General features: G+C 71.6%; 20 protein-coding genes. 12 read left to right on the forward strand and 8 right to left on the reverse strand.

All coding sequences use genetic code 11. The features are described from left to right. Positions 1 to 36: 36 nt before the first annotated feature. Genes ACZ67Q_RS07725 through ACZ67Q_RS07735 form a run of 3 tightly spaced genes read right to left on the reverse strand, consistent with a single transcriptional unit; the run spans position 37 to position 1,342 of the window. The gene (locus tag ACZ67Q_RS07725; RefSeq protein WP_471177848.1) at positions 37 to 369 is read right to left on the reverse strand and encodes a thioredoxin family protein; all 333 of its coding nucleotides are present in this window, start codon (positions 367 to 369) and stop codon (positions 37 to 39) included. Then, on the reverse strand, positions 366 to 794 hold the full coding sequence (locus ACZ67Q_RS07730; RefSeq protein ID WP_471177850.1) for a MerR family transcriptional regulator: 429 nt from the start codon (positions 792 to 794) through the stop codon (positions 366 to 368). The genes ACZ67Q_RS07725 and ACZ67Q_RS07730 overlap by 4 nt, the downstream gene beginning before the upstream one ends. A 29-nt stretch (positions 795 to 823) precedes the next feature. Next, entirely contained in the window at positions 824 to 1,342 is a 519-nt protein-coding gene (locus ACZ67Q_RS07735; protein WP_471177853.1) for an Lrp/AsnC family transcriptional regulator, read from the reverse strand. Positions 1,343 to 1,436: 94 nt separating this feature from the next. Here ACZ67Q_RS07735 and ACZ67Q_RS07740 point away from each other — a divergent pair, with 94 nt between their 5' ends. Together ACZ67Q_RS07740 and ACZ67Q_RS07745 are read left to right on the forward strand one after the other, a co-directional pair. Continuing rightward, positions 1,437 to 2,339, forward strand: coding sequence for an NAD-dependent epimerase/dehydratase family protein (locus ACZ67Q_RS07740; RefSeq protein WP_471177856.1), 903 nt, complete (start codon positions 1,437 to 1,439; stop codon positions 2,337 to 2,339). 1 nt (position 2,340) lies between these two features. Next, a complete protein-coding gene (locus tag ACZ67Q_RS07745; RefSeq protein ID WP_471177858.1) occupies positions 2,341 to 3,240 on the forward strand; it encodes an aldo/keto reductase in 900 nt (299 codons plus the stop codon). On the opposite strand, the gene ACZ67Q_RS07750 is transcribed toward ACZ67Q_RS07745, so the two are convergent. After that, on the reverse strand, positions 3,224 to 3,853 hold the full coding sequence (locus tag ACZ67Q_RS07750) for a maleylpyruvate isomerase family mycothiol-dependent enzyme (protein WP_471177861.1): 630 nt from the start codon (positions 3,851 to 3,853) through the stop codon (positions 3,224 to 3,226). The two genes, ACZ67Q_RS07745 and ACZ67Q_RS07750, sit on opposite strands and share 17 nt — an antisense overlap. A gap of 91 nt (positions 3,854 to 3,944) precedes the next feature. On the opposite strand from ACZ67Q_RS07750, the gene ACZ67Q_RS07755 reads away from it, so the two are divergent. Then, complete coding sequence (locus ACZ67Q_RS07755) at positions 3,945 to 4,385, forward strand: MarR family winged helix-turn-helix transcriptional regulator (protein ID WP_471177863.1); 441 nt, start codon at positions 3,945 to 3,947, stop codon at positions 4,383 to 4,385. Between the two features lie 74 nt (positions 4,386 to 4,459). Next, complete coding sequence (locus ACZ67Q_RS07760) at positions 4,460 to 5,590, forward strand: GNAT family N-acetyltransferase (protein ID WP_471177866.1); 1,131 nt, start codon at positions 4,460 to 4,462, stop codon at positions 5,588 to 5,590. Here ACZ67Q_RS07760 and ACZ67Q_RS07765 read toward each other — a convergent pair. After that, entirely contained in the window at positions 5,587 to 6,360 is a 774-nt protein-coding gene (locus ACZ67Q_RS07765; RefSeq protein WP_471177868.1) for a DUF2127 domain-containing protein, read from the reverse strand. The genes ACZ67Q_RS07760 and ACZ67Q_RS07765 overlap by 4 nt on opposite strands. Positions 6,361 to 6,446: 86 nt before the next feature. After that, on the reverse strand, positions 6,447 to 8,120 hold the full coding sequence (locus ACZ67Q_RS07770; protein WP_471177871.1) for an MFS transporter: 1,674 nt from the start codon (positions 8,118 to 8,120) through the stop codon (positions 6,447 to 6,449). 163 nt (positions 8,121 to 8,283) lie between these two features. Here ACZ67Q_RS07770 and ACZ67Q_RS07775 point away from each other — a divergent pair, with 163 nt between their 5' ends. Then, positions 8,284 to 8,904 carry a TetR/AcrR family transcriptional regulator gene (locus tag ACZ67Q_RS07775; protein WP_471177873.1) on the forward strand — a complete coding sequence of 207 codons (621 nt, stop codon included), beginning with the start codon at positions 8,284 to 8,286 and terminating at the stop codon, positions 8,902 to 8,904. A gap of 175 nt (positions 8,905 to 9,079) precedes the next feature. Here ACZ67Q_RS07775 and ACZ67Q_RS07780 read toward each other — a convergent pair whose 3' ends face one another. Further along, complete coding sequence (locus ACZ67Q_RS07780; protein WP_471178903.1) at positions 9,080 to 10,477, reverse strand: cation:dicarboxylate symporter family transporter; 1,398 nt, start codon at positions 10,475 to 10,477, stop codon at positions 9,080 to 9,082. Between the two features lie 142 nt (positions 10,478 to 10,619). On the opposite strand from ACZ67Q_RS07780, the gene ACZ67Q_RS07785 reads away from it, so the two are divergent. The 7 genes from ACZ67Q_RS07785 (at position 10,620) to ACZ67Q_RS07815 (ending at position 17,851) form a co-directional block, all read left to right on the forward strand. Beyond that, a complete protein-coding gene (locus ACZ67Q_RS07785; RefSeq protein WP_471177876.1) occupies positions 10,620 to 12,248 on the forward strand; it encodes a sensor histidine kinase in 1,629 nt (542 codons plus the stop codon). Next, the gene (locus tag ACZ67Q_RS07790; RefSeq protein ID WP_471177879.1) at positions 12,245 to 12,964 is read left to right on the forward strand and encodes a response regulator; all 720 of its coding nucleotides are present in this window, start codon (positions 12,245 to 12,247) and stop codon (positions 12,962 to 12,964) included. Before ACZ67Q_RS07785 ends, ACZ67Q_RS07790 begins: the two co-directional genes overlap by 4 nt. A gap of 16 nt (positions 12,965 to 12,980) precedes the next feature. Next, complete coding sequence (locus tag ACZ67Q_RS07795; RefSeq protein ID WP_471177882.1) at positions 12,981 to 13,886, forward strand: amidohydrolase family protein; 906 nt, start codon at positions 12,981 to 12,983, stop codon at positions 13,884 to 13,886. Between the two features lie 75 nt (positions 13,887 to 13,961). After that, positions 13,962 to 15,335, forward strand: coding sequence for an extracellular solute-binding protein (locus tag ACZ67Q_RS07800; protein ID WP_471178906.1), 1,374 nt, complete (start codon positions 13,962 to 13,964; stop codon positions 15,333 to 15,335). Continuing rightward, the gene (locus ACZ67Q_RS07805; protein ID WP_471177885.1) at positions 15,332 to 16,192 is read left to right on the forward strand and encodes a carbohydrate ABC transporter permease; all 861 of its coding nucleotides are present in this window, start codon (positions 15,332 to 15,334) and stop codon (positions 16,190 to 16,192) included. The genes ACZ67Q_RS07800 and ACZ67Q_RS07805 overlap by 4 nt, the downstream gene beginning before the upstream one ends. 8 nt (positions 16,193 to 16,200) lie before the next feature. After that, positions 16,201 to 17,040: a carbohydrate ABC transporter permease gene (locus tag ACZ67Q_RS07810; RefSeq protein ID WP_471177888.1), complete on the forward strand. Its 840-nt coding sequence runs from the start codon at positions 16,201 to 16,203 to the stop codon at positions 17,038 to 17,040. A 97-nt stretch (positions 17,041 to 17,137) separates the two neighbouring features. After that, complete coding sequence (locus tag ACZ67Q_RS07815) at positions 17,138 to 17,851, forward strand: helix-turn-helix domain-containing protein (RefSeq protein WP_471178909.1); 714 nt, start codon at positions 17,138 to 17,140, stop codon at positions 17,849 to 17,851. Positions 17,852 to 17,981: 130 nt separating this feature from the next. On the opposite strand, the gene ACZ67Q_RS07820 is transcribed toward ACZ67Q_RS07815, so the two are convergent. Further along, positions 17,982 to 19,007, reverse strand: a complete 1,026-nt coding sequence (locus tag ACZ67Q_RS07820) for an ATP-dependent 6-phosphofructokinase (protein ID WP_471177890.1) — start codon at positions 19,005 to 19,007, stop codon at positions 17,982 to 17,984. Between the last annotated feature and the right edge of the window lie 152 nt (positions 19,008 to 19,159).

Below are 19,159 nucleotides of genomic sequence, written 5' to 3' on the forward strand. Positions count from 1 at the left end.
GCTCGGGGGATTTCCCGCATCCAGGGCGCGGGGCGCTCAGAGCACGTCGTCGAGCTCCTGGAGCAGCCGCCGCTTGGGCCGGGCGCCCACCATCGACCTCACCGGCTCACCGCCGGAGAAGACCATCAGCGTGGGCGTGGCCATCACGCCGTATCCGATCGTCGTCTCAGGATTGCGGTCCACGTCGATCTGCACGATCTTGATCCGATCGCCCTCCTCGGCGGCGATGGCGCCCAGCACCGGAGCGAGCTGCCGGCACGGCCCGCACCATTCGGCCGTGAACTGCACCAGCACCGGCAGGTCCGCCCCCAGCACCTCGTCCGCGAAATCCGCGTCCGTCACCTCGGTCACGCCGTCCGTCCTGATCATTTGTCCTGCCCTCCCAGCTCGCACCGCGGCTCCGGACCCCCCGGAACCAGCGCCCCGGCGGCCAGCTCGCCCAGCGCCTGCTCGGCCCGCGCAAGCTGCGCTGCGACGCTCGCCCGCACCCCGCTCAGCTCACCGATCAGCGCGTCCAGCTCGGCCAGCTTGCGCCGGTAGACCGCGACCGACGCCGGGCACGAGTCCCCCTCGGGGTGCCCGGCGCGCAGGCACTCCACGAACGGCCGGGTCTCCTCCAGCTCGAACCCGAAGTCCTGCAGCGTCCGGATCTGCTCCAGCAGCCGCAGGTCGTCGTCGTCGTAGCTGCGGTGCCCGTGCTCGTCCCGGCGTGCGGGCAGCAGCCCGCGCGCCTCGTAGTACCGCAGCGTGCGCGTGGTGGTCCCGGCCCGTGCGGCCAGCTCGCCGATTCGCATGTCCGCGACCGTATGCCTTGACGCCGACGTCAAGGCAAGCGCGGCAGGAGCGGCTTGTGCGACACCGGGGAGGACAGCACGATCGAGGTGGTGGTCCGCCCGAGGGCCGAGATCTGCGCCAGCACCTCCTCCAGATGGCCGGTGTCCTCCACGGCGACCTTCAGGATCCAGCAGTCCTCGCCGACGACGTGGTGCGCCTCGGTGATCTCCGGGCGGGCGGTCAGCTCCAGGGTCCTCGGGTGGGTGAGGGTGTAGCCGCCGTGCGGGTCGACCCGGATGAAGGCCTGGATGCCGTAGCCGAGGCGGGCGGGGGACACGCGGGCGCCGTAGCCGGTGACGACCCCGGCCGCCTCCAGCCGCCGGACCCGTTCGGTCACCGCCGCCGGGCTGAGCCTGACACGGCGGCCCAGCTCGCTGAGCTTGATCCGGCCGTCGGTCTGGAGCAGGTCGAGGATCTGCCGGTCCAGCGCGTCCAGGGATGCCGAGGTTTCGTTGGCGGCGGCGCGAAGATGCCGAGGTTCTTTTGGTGCGGCAGCCGGAACTCCCACGGTTCCCCCTTCAGTACGGACACAAGTGCCGAAAGAATTATGGGCGTTGATCCACTGCTCGCTCCACTCTTTGCTCCAGTCCGAGGGGGACGGAATGCGTGAGGTTCTGGTCGTCGGCGGGAACCGCTATTTCGGCAAGCGGCTCATCGAGCGGCTGCTGGCCGCCGGGGACCGCGTGACGGTGCTCAACCGGGGCTCCTCCCCGCCCCCGCCGGGCGCCCGCCATCTCGTCGCCGACCGCGACGACGAGACGGCCCTGCGGGCGGCGCTGGGCGCGGCGCACTTCGACGCCGTCGTCGACCAGGTCTGCTACACGCCGCGCCAGGCGGAGACCGCGCGCCGGGTGTTCACGGGCCGCACCGGCCGGTACGTGATGACGTCGACGGTCGAGGTGTACGAGTACGAGGACTCCGTGGCGCCCGTACGGGAGGACGCCGTCGATCCGCGCACCGTGGCCGTGGACCTCGAACTCCCCTGGGACGACGCGGCGTTCACGGAGTCCCGTTACGGCGAGGGCAAGCGGCAGGCGGAGGCGGTGTTCGCGGCGTCGAAGGACCTGCCATGGACGTCGGTGCGGGTGGCCCATGTGCTGGGCGGCGCCGACGACTTCACCGGGCGCCTCACGCACTACGCGGACCGGATCGCGGCGGGCGAGCCGATCGCGGTGCCGCCGGTCGAGCGCCCGGCGACGTACATCCATGTCGAGGAGATCGCCGACTTCCTGTTCTGGGCGGTGGGCCAGGACTTCACGGGCCCGGTCAACGCGGCCTCGCACGGACTGCTGACCACGCGGGACCTGTGTACGGCGGTGGCGGAGCACCTGCCGGAGGGCACGACCGTGTTCCGGTCGGTGGAGGTCGGCCAGGTCTCCCCCTTCTCCTTCGCGCGCTTCTACGGCATGGACAACTCCCGGGCCGTCCGGCTCGGTTTCCCCTTCTCGCACGTACGGCAGTGGCTGCCGCACGCGGTCGCCGAGACCCTCGGAAAGGACGCCTGACATGCGGATGCGACAGCTCGGCGAGCTGAAGGTGAGTGCGGTCGGACTCGGCGCGATGCCGCTGTCCCTGGAGGGCCGCCCCGAGGAGACGCGCGCCGTGGCCACCGTGCACGCGGCGCTGGACGCGGGCGTGACCCTGATCGACACCGCGGACTCCTACCACCTGCCCGGCACCGCGCCGGGACACAACGAGCTGCTGGTGGCCCGGGCACTGACGGGCTACGGCGGCGACACCTCCGGCGTCCTGGTGGCGACGAAGGGCGGCCGGGGCCGGCCGGCCGACGGCAGCTGGACGGTCGACGGCTCGCCGCGCCACCTGCGGTCCGCGGCCGAGGCGTCCCTGCGGCGGCTGGGCGTCGAGGCGATCGGCCTGTACCAGCTGCACAAGCCGGACCCCGCTGTCCCCTTCGCCGAGTCGGTGGGCGTCCTGCGCGAGCTGCTCGACGAGGGGAAGATCCGGCTGGCCGGGGTCTCCAACGTCACCGCCGAGCAGATCCACCAGGCCCGCGCGATCCTCGGCGAGCGGCTGGTGTCGGTGCAGAACCGCTACTCCCCCGCCGTGCGCGACAGCGAGCCCGAGCTGCGGCTCTGCGCCGAACTGGGCCTGGCGTTCCTGCCGTGGAGCCCGCTCGGCGGCATCACCCGCAGCTCGCTGGACGGGCCGTCCCGGCTGGAGGGCGGGGAGCGCTTCGCCGCGTTCCACGGCGTGGCGCGGGAGCGGGGAGTCAGCCCGCAGCAGGTCTGCCTGGCGTGGCTGCTGGCCCGCTCCCCGTCCGTCGTCCCGATCCCGGGGGCGAGCCGCCCGCAGACCATCCGGGACTCGGCGGCCGCGGCGGATCTGGTGCTGAGCGAGGAGGAGCTGATGGCGCTGGAGGCGTCGGCGGTCAGTACGCGGGGGTGACGGGGGTGAGGTGCCCGGTCGCCGCTGCCTCACGGCCGGTCAGCAGGAGCAGCAGCGCGGTGATCGGGCCGCGCACCTCCTCACCGTCCCCGCGGACCCAGTCGATGTCGGTGGCGACCAGGCGGGCCCGGGGCAGCGGCCAGGGGCGGGGCGGGAAGCGCATCGTCCAGACCCGCTCGGCCGCGTCCCGGGCCGCGGCCGGGGGCACCGGGCGCTCACGGCCGAGGGCGAGGGCGATGTCCTGACCGTGGACGAGGATGTCGAGCAGCGTCTCGCGGGGTGTGGTGAAGGGGGCGGGCCGGTGGCAGCCGACGATCGAGCGGAGGTGGGCGAGGATGGCGGCAGTGGTCTGCTCGGCCTCGCGCATCGCCGTCGCGCGGATCATGCGGTCGAAGTCGCCGCGGGCCCGCAGGCACTCGCGCAGCGCCCAGCGGTGGTTCACCCGTCCCGGGAGGGTCAGGTGCGCGGCCACGTCCCGCACCCGCCAGTCGCCGCACTGGGTGGGTGTCTCCCACTCCTCCGGGCTCAGCTCCTGGAGCAGGCCGGCGAGGGTCGCCCGCTCACGGTCGACGATGCGCCAGCGCTCGTCCGGGTCCAGCACCGCGCGGTCCATGGGATCACCACCCACTGAAGTGGTAAGATTCTCTGACCAAATTAGTCAGGGTCTCTGACTACAGTCAAGTGGGTGGGAAGGAATGCCGGGCATGGTCACGGAGAGCGAGCTCAACACGGGCCTGCTCCTGTTCATCCCGTACCGGGCCCTGGAGATGCGCGTCTTCGCCGCCCTCGCCGACGCCGGCTTCGACGACCTCACGCCCGCGCAGGCCCGGGTCCTGCAACGCGTCGGCCCGCACGGCACACGACTGACCGAACTCGCCGAGCAGGCACAGGTCACCAAGCAGACGGCGGGCTTCCTGGTCGACCAGCTGGAGAAGGCGGGCTACGTCCGCCGGGCCCCCGACCCGTCGGACAGACGGGCCCGCCTCGTCGTCCTCGCCGACCGCGCCCACGCGGCCCGCCCGATCGCCGAGACGGTGGTCACCGAGGTGGAGCAGGAATGGGAACGGCACCTCGGCAAGCGCCGGATGAGGCAACTGCGCGAGGCACTGACGCTGCTACGGGAGATCACGGACCCGTGGGCTTAGCCCCGGCGACCGACGGTGGGGCGCGCGGCTCAGGTCGAGGTGTTCGGGTGCGGGGGCGTCCTATGCTGCCGGGCGTGGCGGAGCGCGTGGTGGCGGGTGGGTACGACGAAGTCGCGGAGCAGGACGTGCGGAGTCTGCGGACGCGGTTCTGCCGGCTGCGGGCCGGGGGCGGCGAGCCGGTCGCCGAGTTGGAGGCGGTGTCCTTGCGGCTGCGCTTCGGAGCGGTGGCCGTCGCCGCCGAGGGCATCGGCGGGGTCGAGACCCAGCCCGGGTTCCGGCGCCAGGGCCACATGAGCCGGCTGTTGCGCCGGGCACTGGACGGTATGGCGCAGCGGGTCGACGTCGCCTTCGTGTCCGACGCGATCGAGGGCCTGTACGAGAAGTTCGGCTTCGTCGGGGCGCTCGCCGAAGGCAGCCTGGTCGTTCCCGTGCGCGCCGTCGAGTGCGCGACGGGGGCCGGCCTGGAGGCGGACGTGCCGGGGATCGGGGACGGCTCGGCGGCCGACCTCCCGGCGATGATCCGGCTCTACAACTCCGCGCACGCGCGGCGGCCGTGGACCCTCGAGCGCCAGGCCGGCTGGAACCGGCTCCTCCCCCCGACCACCTGGAAGCCCGGCTCCCGCACCCTCGTCCTGCGGGCGGGCGACACGACGGCCGGATACGCCGTCCTGGAGGGCCGGGCCTTCGGCGACCCCCTGGGCACGGTGACCGTGGACGAACTCGTGGCCGAGGACGCGACCGCGGCGCGCCTGCTGCTCGTGGCCCTCGCCCGGCTGTGCTGGCAGCGGCGCCTCGCCGAGTTCACCGTGCGAGAGCCCGCCGACAGCCTCGTCGGCCGGGTGGCCCGCGGCATGGGCTGCGCGTACCGGCAGAGCTTCCCGCCCAGCGGCGGCATGATGGCCGCCGTCCTGAACCGGCCGGCCCTGGTGACCCGGCTGGAGCCCGAGCTGCGCCGCAGGGCCGCCACCGGCCAGGGCCCGGATCCGCTCCACGACACGGCGTTCGACGCGCTGCGGCACGGCGACCTGGTCCCCGACGACCGGGTGCTCGTCCGGCTGCTCCTCGGCCACTGGTCGGCCGAGGACGCCGACGCGCACGGCATGCGGGTCCCGCCGCGCCACCGGGACCTGTGCACGGCGTGGTTCCCCGGCGGCGGCACCCCGGCCCTGCCGATGCCGTACGCGCACCGCCTGGACCGCTACTAGGGCGCCTGGACGGTGACCTTCGCCGCCTCCTCCACCTCCAGCAGGGAGGCGCTGTGGCGTTCCTCCTCGAAGGCGCGTCGGCCGCCGCGCAGGCCGAACAGCCGCTTGGCCAGGGCGATGTAGAGAACGGCGAGGATGTTCAGGACCAGCGTCGTGATCTTCAACGCGCTGACGTGCTCGGTCAGTTCGTAGATCTCCAGCGGGAGGAAGGCGGCGGTGGCGACCACCGTCAGGTACTCCGCCCAGCGCTTGGCGTACCACAGGCCGACGGCCTCGACGATCTCGATCAGGGCGTAGGCCAGCAGGAGACCGGCGACCAGCAGCAGGGTGGAGTGCTTGTAGCCGAACGCCTTCTGGATGGACCCGACGACCGGTGAGTGGTCGAGGTCGTAGTGGAAGTGCCGGAAGACCGGCCGGAAGACGTCGAGGTTGTCGTCGAAGAGCCGGCGCACCGCGTCCTGGCTGTTGGAGAACTTCCACACGGCCGCGGCGACCAGCACGATGAACACCCCGCGCAGCACCCGCTCGATCGCGAGGAAGCGCAGGATGAACAGGTCCCGCAGCACCTTCCCGCGCGGCACCAGGGGCGCGTCGGCGGCCGGCCCGGAGCCGTGCGGCTCACCGAGCACGAAGTCCCCGCAGCGCAGGCACCGCCACACCTCACCGAGCGCGGTCTCGGCGTGCAGCCGCACCCGCAGCCGGGGGTCGTCCGGCGCGTACGTCACGTGGCCGCGCCGCGCGCACGTCCGCCGGTTCCAGTCGATGTTCATCCCCCGGGCCTCCTGTACTGCGCGGCGTGCCGCGCCTGGTGATCGGCGCGGCACGCTAGTGGACCCGGTTAAGAGTTCGGTGAGAGTCAGCCGGCCTTGCTGAGCTGTGCTTCCTTCTCGTCGGCCGGCTGCTCCGTGCACGTTTTGTCCCGGCGCGGCAGCAGCACCGCGACCAGCACCGTGCCGACGCCGAGGATCACCGCGCCGACCAGGCTGGTGTGGGCGACCGCGTCGGCGAACGAGGAGCCGACGGCGTGGCTCATCTGTCCGGCGCCTTCGGCGAGTTGCTGCGCCTGCGCCTTGAGCTGCGCGGCCTGCTGCGGGCTGCTCGCGTGCGCCGCCTGCCCGGCCAGCGCGCGCGCCTTGTCGCCGATGCCCTGCGCGACGGCGTACCCGGCGCCGACGGAGTCCTGCGCGGTGGCCAGGGTGCCGGCGGGCAGCTTGCTGCCCTTCGTGGCGTCCGCGAGGTGGTCGGAGTACGACGTGGCGAGCAGCGAGCCGAGGATCGCGATGCCGAGCGAGCCGCCCAGCTCCAGCGAGGTGTCGTTCACCGCGCCGCCCACGCCCAGCTCGGCCTCCGGGAAGGAGCCCATGATGGCGTCCGTGCAGGGCGAGAGGGCGAGACCGATCGCCAGACCGAGGATGATCAGGGGCGCCACGAAGTCGCCGTACGACGATCCCGCGTCGACCCGGGTCAGCAGCGCCAGCGCGGCCGTGCCGCCGACCATGCCCGCGCTCACCGTCCACTTCATGCCGACCCGCGGCGTGAGGTACCCGGTCAGCGCCGAGCCGACGAACACCGCGCCGGCCAGCGGAAGCATCCGCACGCCGGTGTCCAGGGCGTCGTAGCCGAGGACGAACTGCAGGTGCTGGGTGAGGTAGTAGAAGGCGCCGAAGACGGCCAGGAAGAACAGGGCGACGGCAAGGTTGGAGCCGGCGAAGCGGCGCTCGGTGAAGCGGCGCACGTCCAGGATCGGGCGCGGGTGGCGCAGCTCCCACAGGACGAAGGCGACCAGCGCGACGCCGGCCACGACCGCCGCGGTGACGGCCTTGGCGCCCCAGCCGAAGTGCGGCCCCTCGATGATCATGTAGACGAGCGCGCCGGTCCAGATCACCGACAGCAGACCGCCGACGTAGTCGATCCGGTCGTGGTGGCCTGCCTTGGACGGCGGGATCAGGACGAAGGCGGCGACGACGGCGACGGCCGCGATCGGCACGTTGATCAGGAAGGTCGAGGACCAGCCGTGGTCGCGCAGCAGCGCGCCCGCGACGACCGGTCCGGCGGCGATGGCGAGCCCGGCGGTGGCGGTCCACAGGGTGATCGCCTTGGCCCGTTCCTTGCGCGGGAAGGTCGCGGCCAGCAGCGACAGCGTGGCGGGCATGATCAGCGCCGCGCCGACGCCCATCACGGCACGGGCGGCGATGACCGCCGTGGAGCTGTCGGCGAGGTACCCGGCGACCGCGCCGCCGCCGAAGACGACGAGCCCGAGCACGAGCGCGCCGCGGCGGCTGTACTTGTCGCCGATCGCGCCGAGCAGCAGCATCAGCGCGGCGTACGGGACGGTGTAGCCGTCGATGACCCACTGCAGGTCGGCGCTGGACAGCCCGAGGTCACGGGTCATGTCGGGCGCCGCGACCGTGAGGGCGGTGTTCGCCATCACGATGATCAGCAGGCTCAGACAGAGGACGAGGAGTGCCCACCAGCGCCGGCGGTAGGGGCCCTCCATCCTCTCGACCGGTTCGTTCATCACGAGTCGCATGGCAGGGATCGCCTTCCTCGACGTCGAAACTTGCACAGTGGAGTGCAGTTGCACAACCATGTGCAATGTACGTCTGTTGCACACCGTTGTGCAAATCGATGGACGGACCGCTGCGCATCGCTGTGCAAGTCGCCGGGAGACCCGCGTTCGGGAGGAAGGCACAATGACTGCCATGACCACGGGTAACAGCCGCGCCGACGCCAACCGGCGCCGCATCCTCGACGTCGCCCTCGCGGAGCTGCTGCGCGACCCCGACGCCTCCATGGACCAGATCGCGCGCGCCGCCGGTGTCGTACGGCGCACGGTGTACGGGCATTTCCCGAGCCGCGAGGCGCTGATCGGCACGCTGGTGGACGAGGCGGTGCAGGCGCTGGCGGCCGCGCACGCCGGGGGCCGCGAGGGCGTGGACGACCCGGCCGAGGCCGTGGCCCGCTCGGTGCTCGCGGTGTGGGAGATCGCCGACCGCTACCGGCTGCTCGTCGCGCTCGCCCAGCGCACGGTCACCATGCAGGGCATCCGCGAACGCCTCACCCCGGTCCGCGAGACCAGCGTCCGGCTGCTCCAGCAGGGCCTGGACGAGGGCGTCTTCGCATCGGCACTCCCGGCACCGGCCCTCGCCTACGTCCACGAACAGATCCTCTTCGCCCTGATGGAGGCCGTGAACGACGCCCTGGTCCCGCCCTCGGAGGCGGGCCGCTCGGCGGCGGTGACCGTCCTGACGGCGGCGGGAGTCCCGGCGGGAAAGGCGACGGAGCTGGTGGGGAAGCTGGCGGCGGAGTCCTGAACAACGCAGAAAAGGGCACCCGGCAACGGTTCAGGCGATGCCGGGTGCCCTGGTCGGATACGGCACGGAGGTGCCGGTGAGGGGCGCGGGGCGGTATCCCTGTGCGGCTGCGCCGCGTGGGCGCGACCAGCCGGACACGGCCGGCACCCGCACGACGACCCGCACCCCCGCGGAGCTACGCCGTGGCCAACTCCTTCTCCGCCGCAGCCGGCGAGGCGACGCCGTCGTCCAGCAACGTCTTCTCGTCGAACGGGATCTCACCCGCCAGCACCGCGCGGACGCGCACCGTGTCGATCTCCTTCGTCCACGTCCCCACCAGCACCGTCGCCACCGCGTTGCCCGCGAAGTTGGTCAGCGCGCGGGCCTCGCTCATGAAGCGGTCGATGCCGACGATCAGGCCGATGCCGTCCACCAGCGCCGGCTTGTGCGACTGCAGACCGCCGGCCAGTGTGGCCAGACCCGCACCGGTGACGCCCGCCGCGCCCTTGGACGCGACCAGCAGGAACAGCAGCAGCGGGATCTGCTCGCCGACCGACATCGGCGTTCCCATGGCGTCGGCGATGAACAGGGACGCCATGGTCATGTAGATCATGGTTCCGTCGAGGTTGAAGGAGTACCCGGTCGGGACCGTGATGCCGACGACGGGCTTGCTGACGCCCAGGTGCTCCATCTTCGCGATCAGCCGCGGCAGCGCGGACTCGGAGGAGGAGGTGGACAGGATCAGCAGGAACTCACGGCCGAGGTACTTGAAGAAGGTGAAGACGTTGAGCCCCGCGACGATCCGCAGCAGCGCCCCGAGGACGACGAAGACGAACAGCGCGCAGGTGAGGTAGAAGCCGAGCATCAGCACGGCCAGGGACTTCAGCGCGTCCACGCCCGCCGAGCCGACGACCGCGGCCATCGCGCCGAACGCGCCGATCGGCGCCGCCCACATGACCATCGCCAGGACGCGGAAGACGAGCCGCTGGATGTGCTCGATGCCGCGCAGCACCGGCTGCCCGGCAGCGCCCATGGCCTGCAACGCGAACCCGCACAGCAGCGCGACCAGCAGGGTCTGCAGCACCTGGCCCTCGGTGAAGGCGGAGACGATCGTGGTCGGGATGATCCCGAGCAGGAAGGTGGTGGTGTCCTTGGCCTCGGCGTCGACCTGCGCGTGCCCGACGCTCTTGACCGCGTCGGTGACCGCGAGGCTCGAGCCGGGCTCCAGGATGTTGCCGACGACCAGGCCGATCGCGAGGGCGACCAGCGACATCACCAGGAAGTAGGCGAGGGCGATACCGCCCACCGCGCCGACCTTGGCCGCCTTGCGGACCGAGCCGATGCCGAGCACGATCGTGCAGAAGATGATCGGCGAGATCATCATCTTGATCAGGTTCACAAAGCCCGTGCCGATGGGCTTCAGCTCGACCGCGAAGTCGGGCGCGGCCAGCCCGACGACGATGCCGAGGGCGACCGCGACGATCACCGCGATGTACAGGTAGTGGGTGCGGTCCCGCTTCACAGCGGGCGCGGCAGGTGCCGTTGGGGATGTGCTGGCGGCCACGGCTGCCCTCCTTGACGTCTTCGTCGGCATCACCGGCGTGCGGCTCACGTCCGGGCGTTTTGGGGATTGCCGTGACTATCTCCCGCCCCTGTGAGAGCGGTCACCCTTCCGTTCATTTAGTTCACCGTCGGAGCATTTAGTCCACCGCCGGACGGAGAGGCAGACTGACGGCATGCGCCTCACCCTGCCGAGACCCCGCAGCCTGGCGGGCCAGCTGTTCGCCATGCAGGCCGTCCTGCTCGCGCTCGTGGTGGCCGGGTACGCGCTGTTCACGTACGTCAGCGACCGCAGCCAGGCCGAGCAGGCGGCCGGCCGGCAGGCCACGGCGGTGGCCCGGTCGGTGGCCGACGCGCCGTCGGTGCGCTCCGCGGTCCGCGGCCCCGACCCGACGGCCGAGCTCCAGCCGTACGCGCTGCGGATCATGCGGGACACCGACGTCGACTTCGTCACGATCATGAACCCGCAGGGCATCCGCTGGACCCACCCCGACCCGAACCAGATCGGCAGACGCTTCCTCGGCAACACCGCCCGCGCCCTGCGGGGCGAGACGTTCACCGAGACCTACACCGGCACCCTCGGCCCCTCGGTCCGCGCGGTCACGCCGGTCGAGGACGACGACAAGCGGATCGTCGCCCTGGTCAGCGCCGGCATCCGGGTGGAGGCGATCAGCGCGCGGGTGCAGGACCAGGTGACCGCGCTGCTCGGCGTCGCGGCCGGGGTGCTGGCGCTCGGCGCGATCGGCACCTACGTGATCAACGCCCGGCTGCGGCGGCACACCCACGGCATGAACGCGGCCGAGCTGAGCCGCATGCACGCCTACCACGAGGCCGCGCTGCACGCCGTACGCGAGGGGCTGCTGCTGCTCGACGGGCAGTACCGTGTGGCGCTGGTCAACGACGGTGGACGGGAGCTGCTGGGGGTGAGCGGGGACGTGGTGGGCCTGCCGGTGACGGAGCTGGGGCTGCCCGCGCCGCTCACGGGTGCGCTGCTGGCGTCCGAGCCGCGGGTGGACGAGGTGCATCTGACGGCGGAGCGGGTGATCGTCGTGAACACCTCGCCGGTGTCGGGCGGGGAGCGCCGAGGCACGATAGTGACCCTGCGGGACGTGACGGAACTCCAGTCCCTGATGGGCGAACTGGACTCCGAGCGGGGCTTCACCCAGGCCCTGCGCTCCCAGGCGCACGAGGCCGCCAACCGGCTGCACACCATGGTCTCGCTGATCGAACTGGGCCGGGCCGAGGAGGCGGTGGACTTCGCCACGGCGGAGCTGGAGCTGGCGCAGGCCCTGACCGACCAGGTGGTGGCCGCGGTCAGCGAACCGGTGCTCGCCGCGCTGCTGCTGGGCAAGACGGCCCAGGCGAACGAGCGGGGGGTGGAGCTGGTGGTGTCGCCGGACAGCCGGCTGGACGACGGACTGCTGCCCGAGTCCCTGTCCGCCCGGGACCTGGTGACGATCCTCGGCAACCTGATCGACAACGCGGTGGACGCGGCGCAGGGCGGGGTGGCGCCGCGGGTGACGGTGACGGCCCACTCCGAGGTGTCCGACGGCTCCGAGCTGGTGCTGCGGGTGGCGGACACGGGGCCCGGGGTGGACCCCGCGCACGCCGAGCTGGTCTTCCAGCGCGGCTTCTCCACGAAGCCGTCCGGCCCGGGCGGCCGCGGCCTGGGCCTGGCGCTGGTGCGCCAGACCGTGCAGCGGCACGACGGCACGCTGACCGTGCGCGAGGCGCCGGGCGGCGGCGCGGAGTTCGAGGCACGACTGCCGCTGCGGGTGGGCGCGGCGACCGGAGGCGAGGCATGAGCGGCGACGTGCCCGGGGCGGGGGGATCCGCGCGGCCGCCGATCCGGGTGCTGGTCGTCGAGGACGACCCGGTCGCGGCGGACGCGCACGTGATGTACGTCGGCCGGGTGCCGGGCTTCGTCGCCGTCGGCAAGGCGCACACCGGCGCCGAGGCCCGCCGCTTCCTGGACCGCACCCCGGTGGACCTGCTCCTGCTCGACCTGCACCTGCCGGACGTGCACGGCCTGCAGCTGGCCCGCACCCTGCGCGCGGCCGGCCACCACGCGGACGTCATCGCGGTGACGTCGGCGCGGGATCTGGCGGTCGTCCGCGAGGGCGTCTCGCTCGGTGTGGTCCAGTACGTCCTGAAGCCCTTCACGTTCGCCACCCTGCGCGACCGCCTCGTGCGCTACGCCGAGTTCCAGGCGGCGGCGGGCGAGGCGAGCGGTCAGGACGAGGTGGACCGCGCCCTGGCGGTCCTGCGCGCACCGGGGCCGGCGTCACTGCCGAAGGGCCTGAGCGGCCCGACGCTTGAGCGGGTGACGGTGGCCCTGCGCGACGGCGCCGAGGGCCTGACCGCCACCGCCCTCGCCGAGGCGGTCGGCATCTCCCGGATCACCGCCCGCCGCTACCTTGAACACCTGGTGAACACCGGCCGCGCGGAACGCCGGCCGCAGTACGGAACGGTGGGACGACCGGAGTTGGTGTACCAGTGGACGCGGGGCGCACACCGGTGAGGGCGGGGAGCCGTACATGAGTGAGGAGTCCACAGAGGTCCGGCGTTTCTGGACAGAGCTCGGTCTTCCCGGGCTGGTGGACGTGCACACGCATTTCATGCCCGAGCGTGTCCTGCGCAAGGTCTGGGCGTACTTCGACGCGCAGGGCCCGCTGACCGGTGGGCTCGCGTGGCCGATCACGTACCGCGAGGAGGAGGGGCAGCGGGCGCTGCTGCTGCGGGAGTTCGGCGTCCGCGCCTTCACCTCGATGCTCTACCCGCACAAGCCGGGCATGGCGCGCTGGCTGAACGGATGGGCGGCCGACTTCGCCCGCCGCACGCCCGACTGCCTGCACACCGCCACTCTGTACCCCGAGCCGGGTGTCGAGACCTGTGTCCGCGAAGCCGTGGAGGCGGGTGCGCGGGTGTTCAAGGCCCATGTCCAGGTGGGGGACTACGACCCGGCGGACGGCTCGCTGGACCGGGCCTGGGGGCTGCTCGCGGAGGCCGGCGTCCCGGTGGTGATCCACTGCGGTTCGGGTCCCGCGCCCGGCAAGCACACCGGCCCCGGCCCGATCGCGCGCGTCCTGGCCCGGCACCCGTCACTGCGGCTGATCGTCGCGCACCTGGGGATGCCCGAGTACGAGGAGTTCCTCGGCCTCGCCGAACGGTACGGGCAGGTGCGACTGGACACGACGATGGCGTTCACCGACTTCACCGAACGCCTCATGCCGTTCCCGCGGCGGGCCCTCCCCCGGCTCGCAGCCCTCGGCGACCGAGTCCTCCTCGGCTCCGACTTCCCGAACATCCCGTACTCCTACGCGCACCAGCTGCGGGCCCTGGAACGGCTGGACCTCGGCCGGGACTGGCTGCGGGCGGTGTGCCACGACAACGCGGCCGCTCTGTTCGGACTGCCCGGCGGCAATCCCCCGCACACGCATTGACCTGACTAGACCACTCAACTTACGTTCGCACCGCAGCAATCTCCGCGTCACAGTCTCGTGAGCCCGCTGGAGGTCATGCCCGTGCGCCCCACCGCCGCCGTCTGTTCGCTCGTGACCACCGTTCTGGCCGCCACCGCGCTCACCGCGTGCGGGGGCGGGTCGGGCAGCAGCCCCGACACCGTCAAGGTCTCCTTCAAGCAGTCGACCGACAACTCCGTCCATGTGATGGACGACTATCTCGCCGGCGTCAAGAAGCAGTTCGAGCAGAGCCATCCCGGCAAGAAGGTCCAGCTCGTCCCCGTCAAGGCGCCCGACTCGGAGTACTACACCAAGCTCCAGCAGATGCTCCGGTCGCCGAAGACCGCGCCCGACCTGGTCTACGAGGACACGTTTCTCATCAACTCGGACATCACCAGCGGGTACTTGAAGCCGCTGGACGCGTATCTCGCCAAGTGGCCGGACTGGCGGCAGTTCATGGACACCGCCAAGGCCGCCGCCAAGGGTCAGGACGGCAAGACGTACGGCGTTCCGGACGGGACGGACACCCGCGGGCTCTGGTACGACAAGGCAGTCCTCGCCAAGGCCGGCCTTCCGGTGCCCTGGCAGCCGAGGACGTGGGACGACGTGCTCGCCGCCGCGCGGGCCATCAAACAGAAGGTCCCCGATGTCACCCCGCTCAACGTCTACACCGGCAAGCCCGCCGGTGAGGCCGCCACCATGCAGGGGTTCGAGATGCTGCTGTACGGCACCGGCGACGGCCGCACCGATCCGCTGTACGACGCCGGCAGCAGGAAGTGGGTCGCCGGCGGGCAGGGGTTCAAGGACGCGCTGTCCTTCGTCGAGACCGTCTACAAGGAGAAGCTGGGACCCGACGTCTCCACCGCCCTCGATCCCAACATCCAGACCATCGTCCGCGGTGATCTGCTGCCCAAGGGCAAGCTGGGCATCGACCTCGACGGGTCCTGGCTGCCGCAGGACTGGCTGCCCGGAGCCGGTCACGAGTGGCCGCAGTGGTCGCGCAGGCTGGGGCTCGCCGCGATGCCCACGCAAGACGGGCAGGCGCCCGGCAAGGTGAGCATGTCCGGCGGATGGACCTGGGCCGTCCCGGCCAAGGCCGGCAACCCCGATCTCGCCTTCGAGTTCATCCGGACGATGCAGACCAAGGCGAACGCACAGAAGTGGTACGTCGCCAACTCCGGTATCGCGGTGCGGCGGGACGTCGCGAGCGATCCCGCCTACGCCACCGCCCAGCCCGGCATCAAGTTCTTCACCGACCTCGTCGCCAGCACCCACTACCGGCCCGCCTACCCGGCGTACCCGAAGGTGTCGACGGCGATCCAGGAGGCGATGGAGTCCGTGACGACAGGCGACGCGAGCGTCGGGAAGGCCGCGGCCGGCTACGACGACGCCCTGAAGGACATCACCGGCGGCCAAGTGGTCGAGAAATGACGGCGCGGTTCCTTCCGCGCACGCTGCCCCTCCTCCCCGCCCTGGCCCTGCTGCTGCTCTTCCTCGCCGGGCCCATCGCCTACTGCGCCTACATCGCCTTCACCGACCTCCAGCTCACCGGCCAGGCCCACTCCTCGTTCGTCGGCCTCGGCAACTTCCGCCGGGCCTTCCGCGACGAGGAGTTCCTCAACGCCGTATGGCTGACGCTCGTCTTCACCGTGGTGTCGTCGCTGCTCGGGCAGAACACGCTGGGGCTGGCGCTGGCCGGGCTGATGCGGCGGGCGTCGAAGCCGGTGCGCACGCTCACCGGCGGGATCGTGGTCACGGCGTGGGTGCTGCCGGAGGTGGTGGCCGGGTTCCTGCTGTACGCCTTCTTCCGCAGGGAGGGGACGCTCAACGCCATCCTGGACGCACTGCATCTGCCGTCGCAGAACTGGCTGTTCACGCTGCCCATCCTCGCGGTGTCCTTCGCCAACGTGTGGCGCGGTACGGCGTTCTCGATGCTGGTGTACTCCGCCGCCCTCGCCGAGATCCCGCAGGAGATCACCGAGGCCGCCGAGGTCGACGGGGCGAGCGGACCGCGCCGGCTGTGGCACATCACGCTGCCGATGATCCGGCGTTCCATCGGGACCAATCTGATGCTCAACACCCTGCAGACGCTGTCCGTGTTCGGGCTGATCTGGGTGATGACCCGGGGCGGCCCCGGCGGCCGCAGCGAGACGCTGCCGCTGTTCATGTACGAGCAGGCGTTCCAGAACAGCATGATCGGTTACGGCACCGCGGTCGCCCTGTTGCTGCTCGTCGTCGGCTCGCTGTTCTCCGTGGTGTATCTGCGGCTGCTGCGGACGGAGGTGTAGGCACCGGTATGAGCCGCCCCCTCGCCTCCCGCCGGGCCACCCGGCGCCTGGCCGCCGATCTCGCGCTGCTGGTCGTGGCCGCGGCCTTCTGCCTGCCGCTGGCCTGGGTCGTGCTGTCGTCCGTCGATCCGCACGCCGATCTGCGGGTGAAGGCGCCGGACGGGGTCACCTTCGGCAATTTCGACGCGATCCTCACCGCGGACATCACCTTCACCCCGCTGCTGAACAGCCTGATCCTGTGCGGTGGCGCGACCGCGCTGACCGTGGTGTGCGCCGCGCTCGCCGCCTACCCGCTGTCCCGGTTCCGCTCCCGGTTCAACCGGCCGTTCCTGCTGTCGGTCCTGTTCGCGACGAGCCTGCCGATCACGGCCGTCATGGTGCCGGTGTACGCGCTGTTCGTGCGGGTCGACCTGATCGACACCATGCAGGGCACGATTCTCTTCTTCGCCGCCTCCCAGCTCCCCTTCGCGATCTGGCTGATGAAGAACTTCATGGACGGCGTGCCGAAGGAGCTGGAGGAGGCCGCCTGGACGGACGGGGCGTCCTCCTCGCAGTCCCTGGTCCGGATCGTGCTGCCGCTGATGGGGCCCGGACTCGCCGTGGTGACCGTGTTTTCGTTCGTGATGATGTGGGGCAACTTCTTCGTGCCGTTCATGCTCCTGCTCACCCCGGACCAGATGCCGGCGTCGGTGAGCATCAACGAGTTCTTCGGCAACCGGGGCATGGTCGCCTATGGGCAGCTGGCCGCGTTCTCGGTGGTGTACTCGACGCCGGTGATCCTTTTGTACGTGCTGATCGCGCGGCGGCTGGGCGGCGGTTTCGCCCTGGCGGGAGCGGTCAAGGGGTGACACGTGCCGCAAACGGTAAACCTACGGAAACGTAGGTTCCTACAATCCGTGATCCTGGCCGAACCCACCGTAGTCACGCCTTGAGCGCCGCTCTATGTTGTGGCGGGTGCGCCATCCCTCTCCCTCGAACCAGCCCGGCCCCCCGTTCGACGCCCTGGCCGCCCGGCGGCTGCGCGCCGCCCTCGGCATGGGGCCCGAGCACGTCGCCCACGGCATGCGGGTGTCCTACGGGCTGCCGTACGTCACCCCGGATCTCGTGATCGCCTGGGAACGCGGCATGACCAGTCCCAGCAGTCCCGAGCTGACCGCCTTGGCCGGGGTCTTGTGGTGTGCGCCGGGCGAACTCATCGCCCGGCCGCGCACCCTGCGCGAGCACCGCATGGCCCGCGGCATCGCACCGGAGGACGTCGCCCGGGAGGTGGGCGTCGACGTGCGCTCGTATCTGCGGATGGAGGAGAGCGGGGACTGGCACGGCAACGAGCGCCAGTCGGTGGCGCTCGCCGACGTGCTCCGGCTGTCGCTGCCGGACTTCGTGGCCGTCACGGGGCGCGAGCAGCGCCTGGCGGAGCTGCTGCGCAGCGCGGCCAGTACCCGTTGGCAGGGGTATGTGCGCCCGGTCGCGAAGATCGCGCCGCTGGAGAGGGGCATCCTGGAGGAGGTCCTGCAGGAACTGCACGAGGACTACCAGGGCCACATGGCCGCCACCCTCAGCTGGGGCGGCGGCAGCAGCGACTCCAGCGACTCGGGCCGCGCCTTCCTGGACGACATCGTGGACAACTTCTGGACCGCGGTACGCAAGAGGACCGGCTAGCGGACGGGTGCCCCGCATACGGGGGCACCTCTCCCCGAGGACCCGGGCCGACCCGGCGGATCGGTCCCAGAAGACCGCGACCGGCCGGTCCCAGAAGACCGCGACCGGTCCCAGAAGACCGCGACCGGTTCTAGAAGACCGACTCGGCCTCGTCCATCCGGTCCTTCGGGACCGTCTTCAGCTCCGTCACCGCCTCGGCCAGCGGCACCATCACGATGTCGGTGCCGCGCAGTGCGGTCATCTTGCCGAACTCTCCGCGGTGCGCGGCCTCGACCGCGTGCCAGCCGAAGCGGGTGGCGAGCACCCGGTCGTACGCCGTCGGCGTGCCGCCGCGCTGGACGTGGCCGAGGATGACCGGCCGGGCCTCCTTGCCGAGGCGCCGCTCCAGCTCGTGCGCGAGGGCGGTGCCGATGCCCTGGAAGCGCTCGTGGCCGAACTGGTCGATCTCGCCCTTGAGGTAGTCCATGGTGCCGTCGGCCGGGTGGGCGCCCTCCGCGACGCAGACGACGGCGAACTTCTTGCCGCGGGAGAAGCGCTCCTCGACCATCTTCACCAGGTCGGCCGGGTCGAAGGGGCGCTCGGGCAGACAGATGCCGTGCGCGCCGGCGGCCATGCCGGACTCCAGGGCGATCCAGCCGGCGTGCCGGCCCATGACCTCGACGACCATCACGCGCTGGTGGGACTCGGCCGTGCTCTTCAGGCGGTCCATCGCCTCGGTGGCCACGCCGACGGCGGTGTCGAAGCCGAAGGTGCGGTCGGTGGAGGAGATGTCGTTGTCGATCGTCTTGGGCACGCCGACCACGGGCAGACCGGCGTCGCTGAGCATGCGCGCCGCGGTCAGCGTGCCCTCGCCGCCGATCGGGATGAGGGCGTCGATACCGAAGTCGCTGACGATGTCCGCCGCGTTCTCGCAGGCCTCGCGCAGCCGGTCGCGCTCGAGGCGGGAGGAGCCGAGGATCGTGCCGCCGCGGGCGAGGATGCCGCTGACCGCGTTCAGGTCGAGGCCGCGGTAGCGCCCGTCGAGCAAGCCGGCGTAGCCGTCCTCGAAGCCGATGACCTCGTCGCCGTAGTTGTCCACCGCCCGGTGCACGACCGATCGGATGACGGCGTTCAGGCCGGGGCAGTCGCCGCCTGCGGTGAGAACTCCGATGCGCATCGTGCTGTGTCTCCTGCTCGCTGTGGGTACCTGTGAGCCTCCTCCCGATTGTTCCACGTCGCTGACCAGCGGAACGTCTTGACGGGCGCCTTATCTGTGCCCAGGGGTATTGTCAAGAGGGTTCCGCTCACCCCCGTGGGCGATTTTTGTAC

It is taken from the genome of Streptomyces sp. NPDC036813 (genome assembly GCF_055609245.1).

Coding starts and splice junctions, on each gene's coding strand:
- ACZ67Q_RS07745 (WP_471177858.1), top strand. CDS start 2,341: ATGCGGATGCGACAGCTCGGCGAGCTGAAGGTGAGTGCGGTCGGACTC.
- ACZ67Q_RS07730 (WP_471177850.1), bottom strand. CDS start 794: ATGCGAATCGGCGAGCTGGCCGCACGGGCCGGGACCACCACGCGCACG.
- ACZ67Q_RS07805 (WP_471177885.1), top strand. CDS start 15,332: ATGACGGCGCGGTTCCTTCCGCGCACGCTGCCCCTCCTCCCCGCCCTG.
- ACZ67Q_RS07820 (WP_471177890.1), bottom strand. CDS start 19,007: ATGCGCATCGGAGTTCTCACCGCAGGCGGCGACTGCCCCGGCCTGAAC.
- ACZ67Q_RS07800 (WP_471178906.1), top strand. CDS start 13,962: ATGCCCGTGCGCCCCACCGCCGCCGTCTGTTCGCTCGTGACCACCGTT.
- ACZ67Q_RS07785 (WP_471177876.1), top strand. CDS start 10,620: ATGCGCCTCACCCTGCCGAGACCCCGCAGCCTGGCGGGCCAGCTGTTC.
- ACZ67Q_RS07770 (WP_471177871.1), bottom strand. CDS start 8,120: ATGCGACTCGTGATGAACGAACCGGTCGAGAGGATGGAGGGCCCCTAC.
- ACZ67Q_RS07755 (WP_471177863.1), top strand. CDS start 3,945: ATGGTCACGGAGAGCGAGCTCAACACGGGCCTGCTCCTGTTCATCCCG.
- ACZ67Q_RS07740 (WP_471177856.1), top strand. CDS start 1,437: ATGCGTGAGGTTCTGGTCGTCGGCGGGAACCGCTATTTCGGCAAGCGG.
- ACZ67Q_RS07750 (WP_471177861.1), bottom strand. CDS start 3,853: ATGGACCGCGCGGTGCTGGACCCGGACGAGCGCTGGCGCATCGTCGAC.
- ACZ67Q_RS07765 (WP_471177868.1), bottom strand. CDS start 6,360: ATGAACATCGACTGGAACCGGCGGACGTGCGCGCGGCGCGGCCACGTG.
- ACZ67Q_RS07780 (WP_471178903.1), bottom strand. CDS start 10,477: ATGCCGACGAAGACGTCAAGGAGGGCAGCCGTGGCCGCCAGCACATCC.
- ACZ67Q_RS07725 (WP_471177848.1), bottom strand. CDS start 369: ATGATCAGGACGGACGGCGTGACCGAGGTGACGGACGCGGATTTCGCG.
- ACZ67Q_RS07790 (WP_471177879.1), top strand. CDS start 12,245: ATGAGCGGCGACGTGCCCGGGGCGGGGGGATCCGCGCGGCCGCCGATC.
- ACZ67Q_RS07795 (WP_471177882.1), top strand. CDS start 12,981: ATGAGTGAGGAGTCCACAGAGGTCCGGCGTTTCTGGACAGAGCTCGGT.
- ACZ67Q_RS07775 (WP_471177873.1), top strand. CDS start 8,284: ATGACTGCCATGACCACGGGTAACAGCCGCGCCGACGCCAACCGGCGC.
- ACZ67Q_RS07810 (WP_471177888.1), top strand. CDS start 16,201: ATGAGCCGCCCCCTCGCCTCCCGCCGGGCCACCCGGCGCCTGGCCGCC.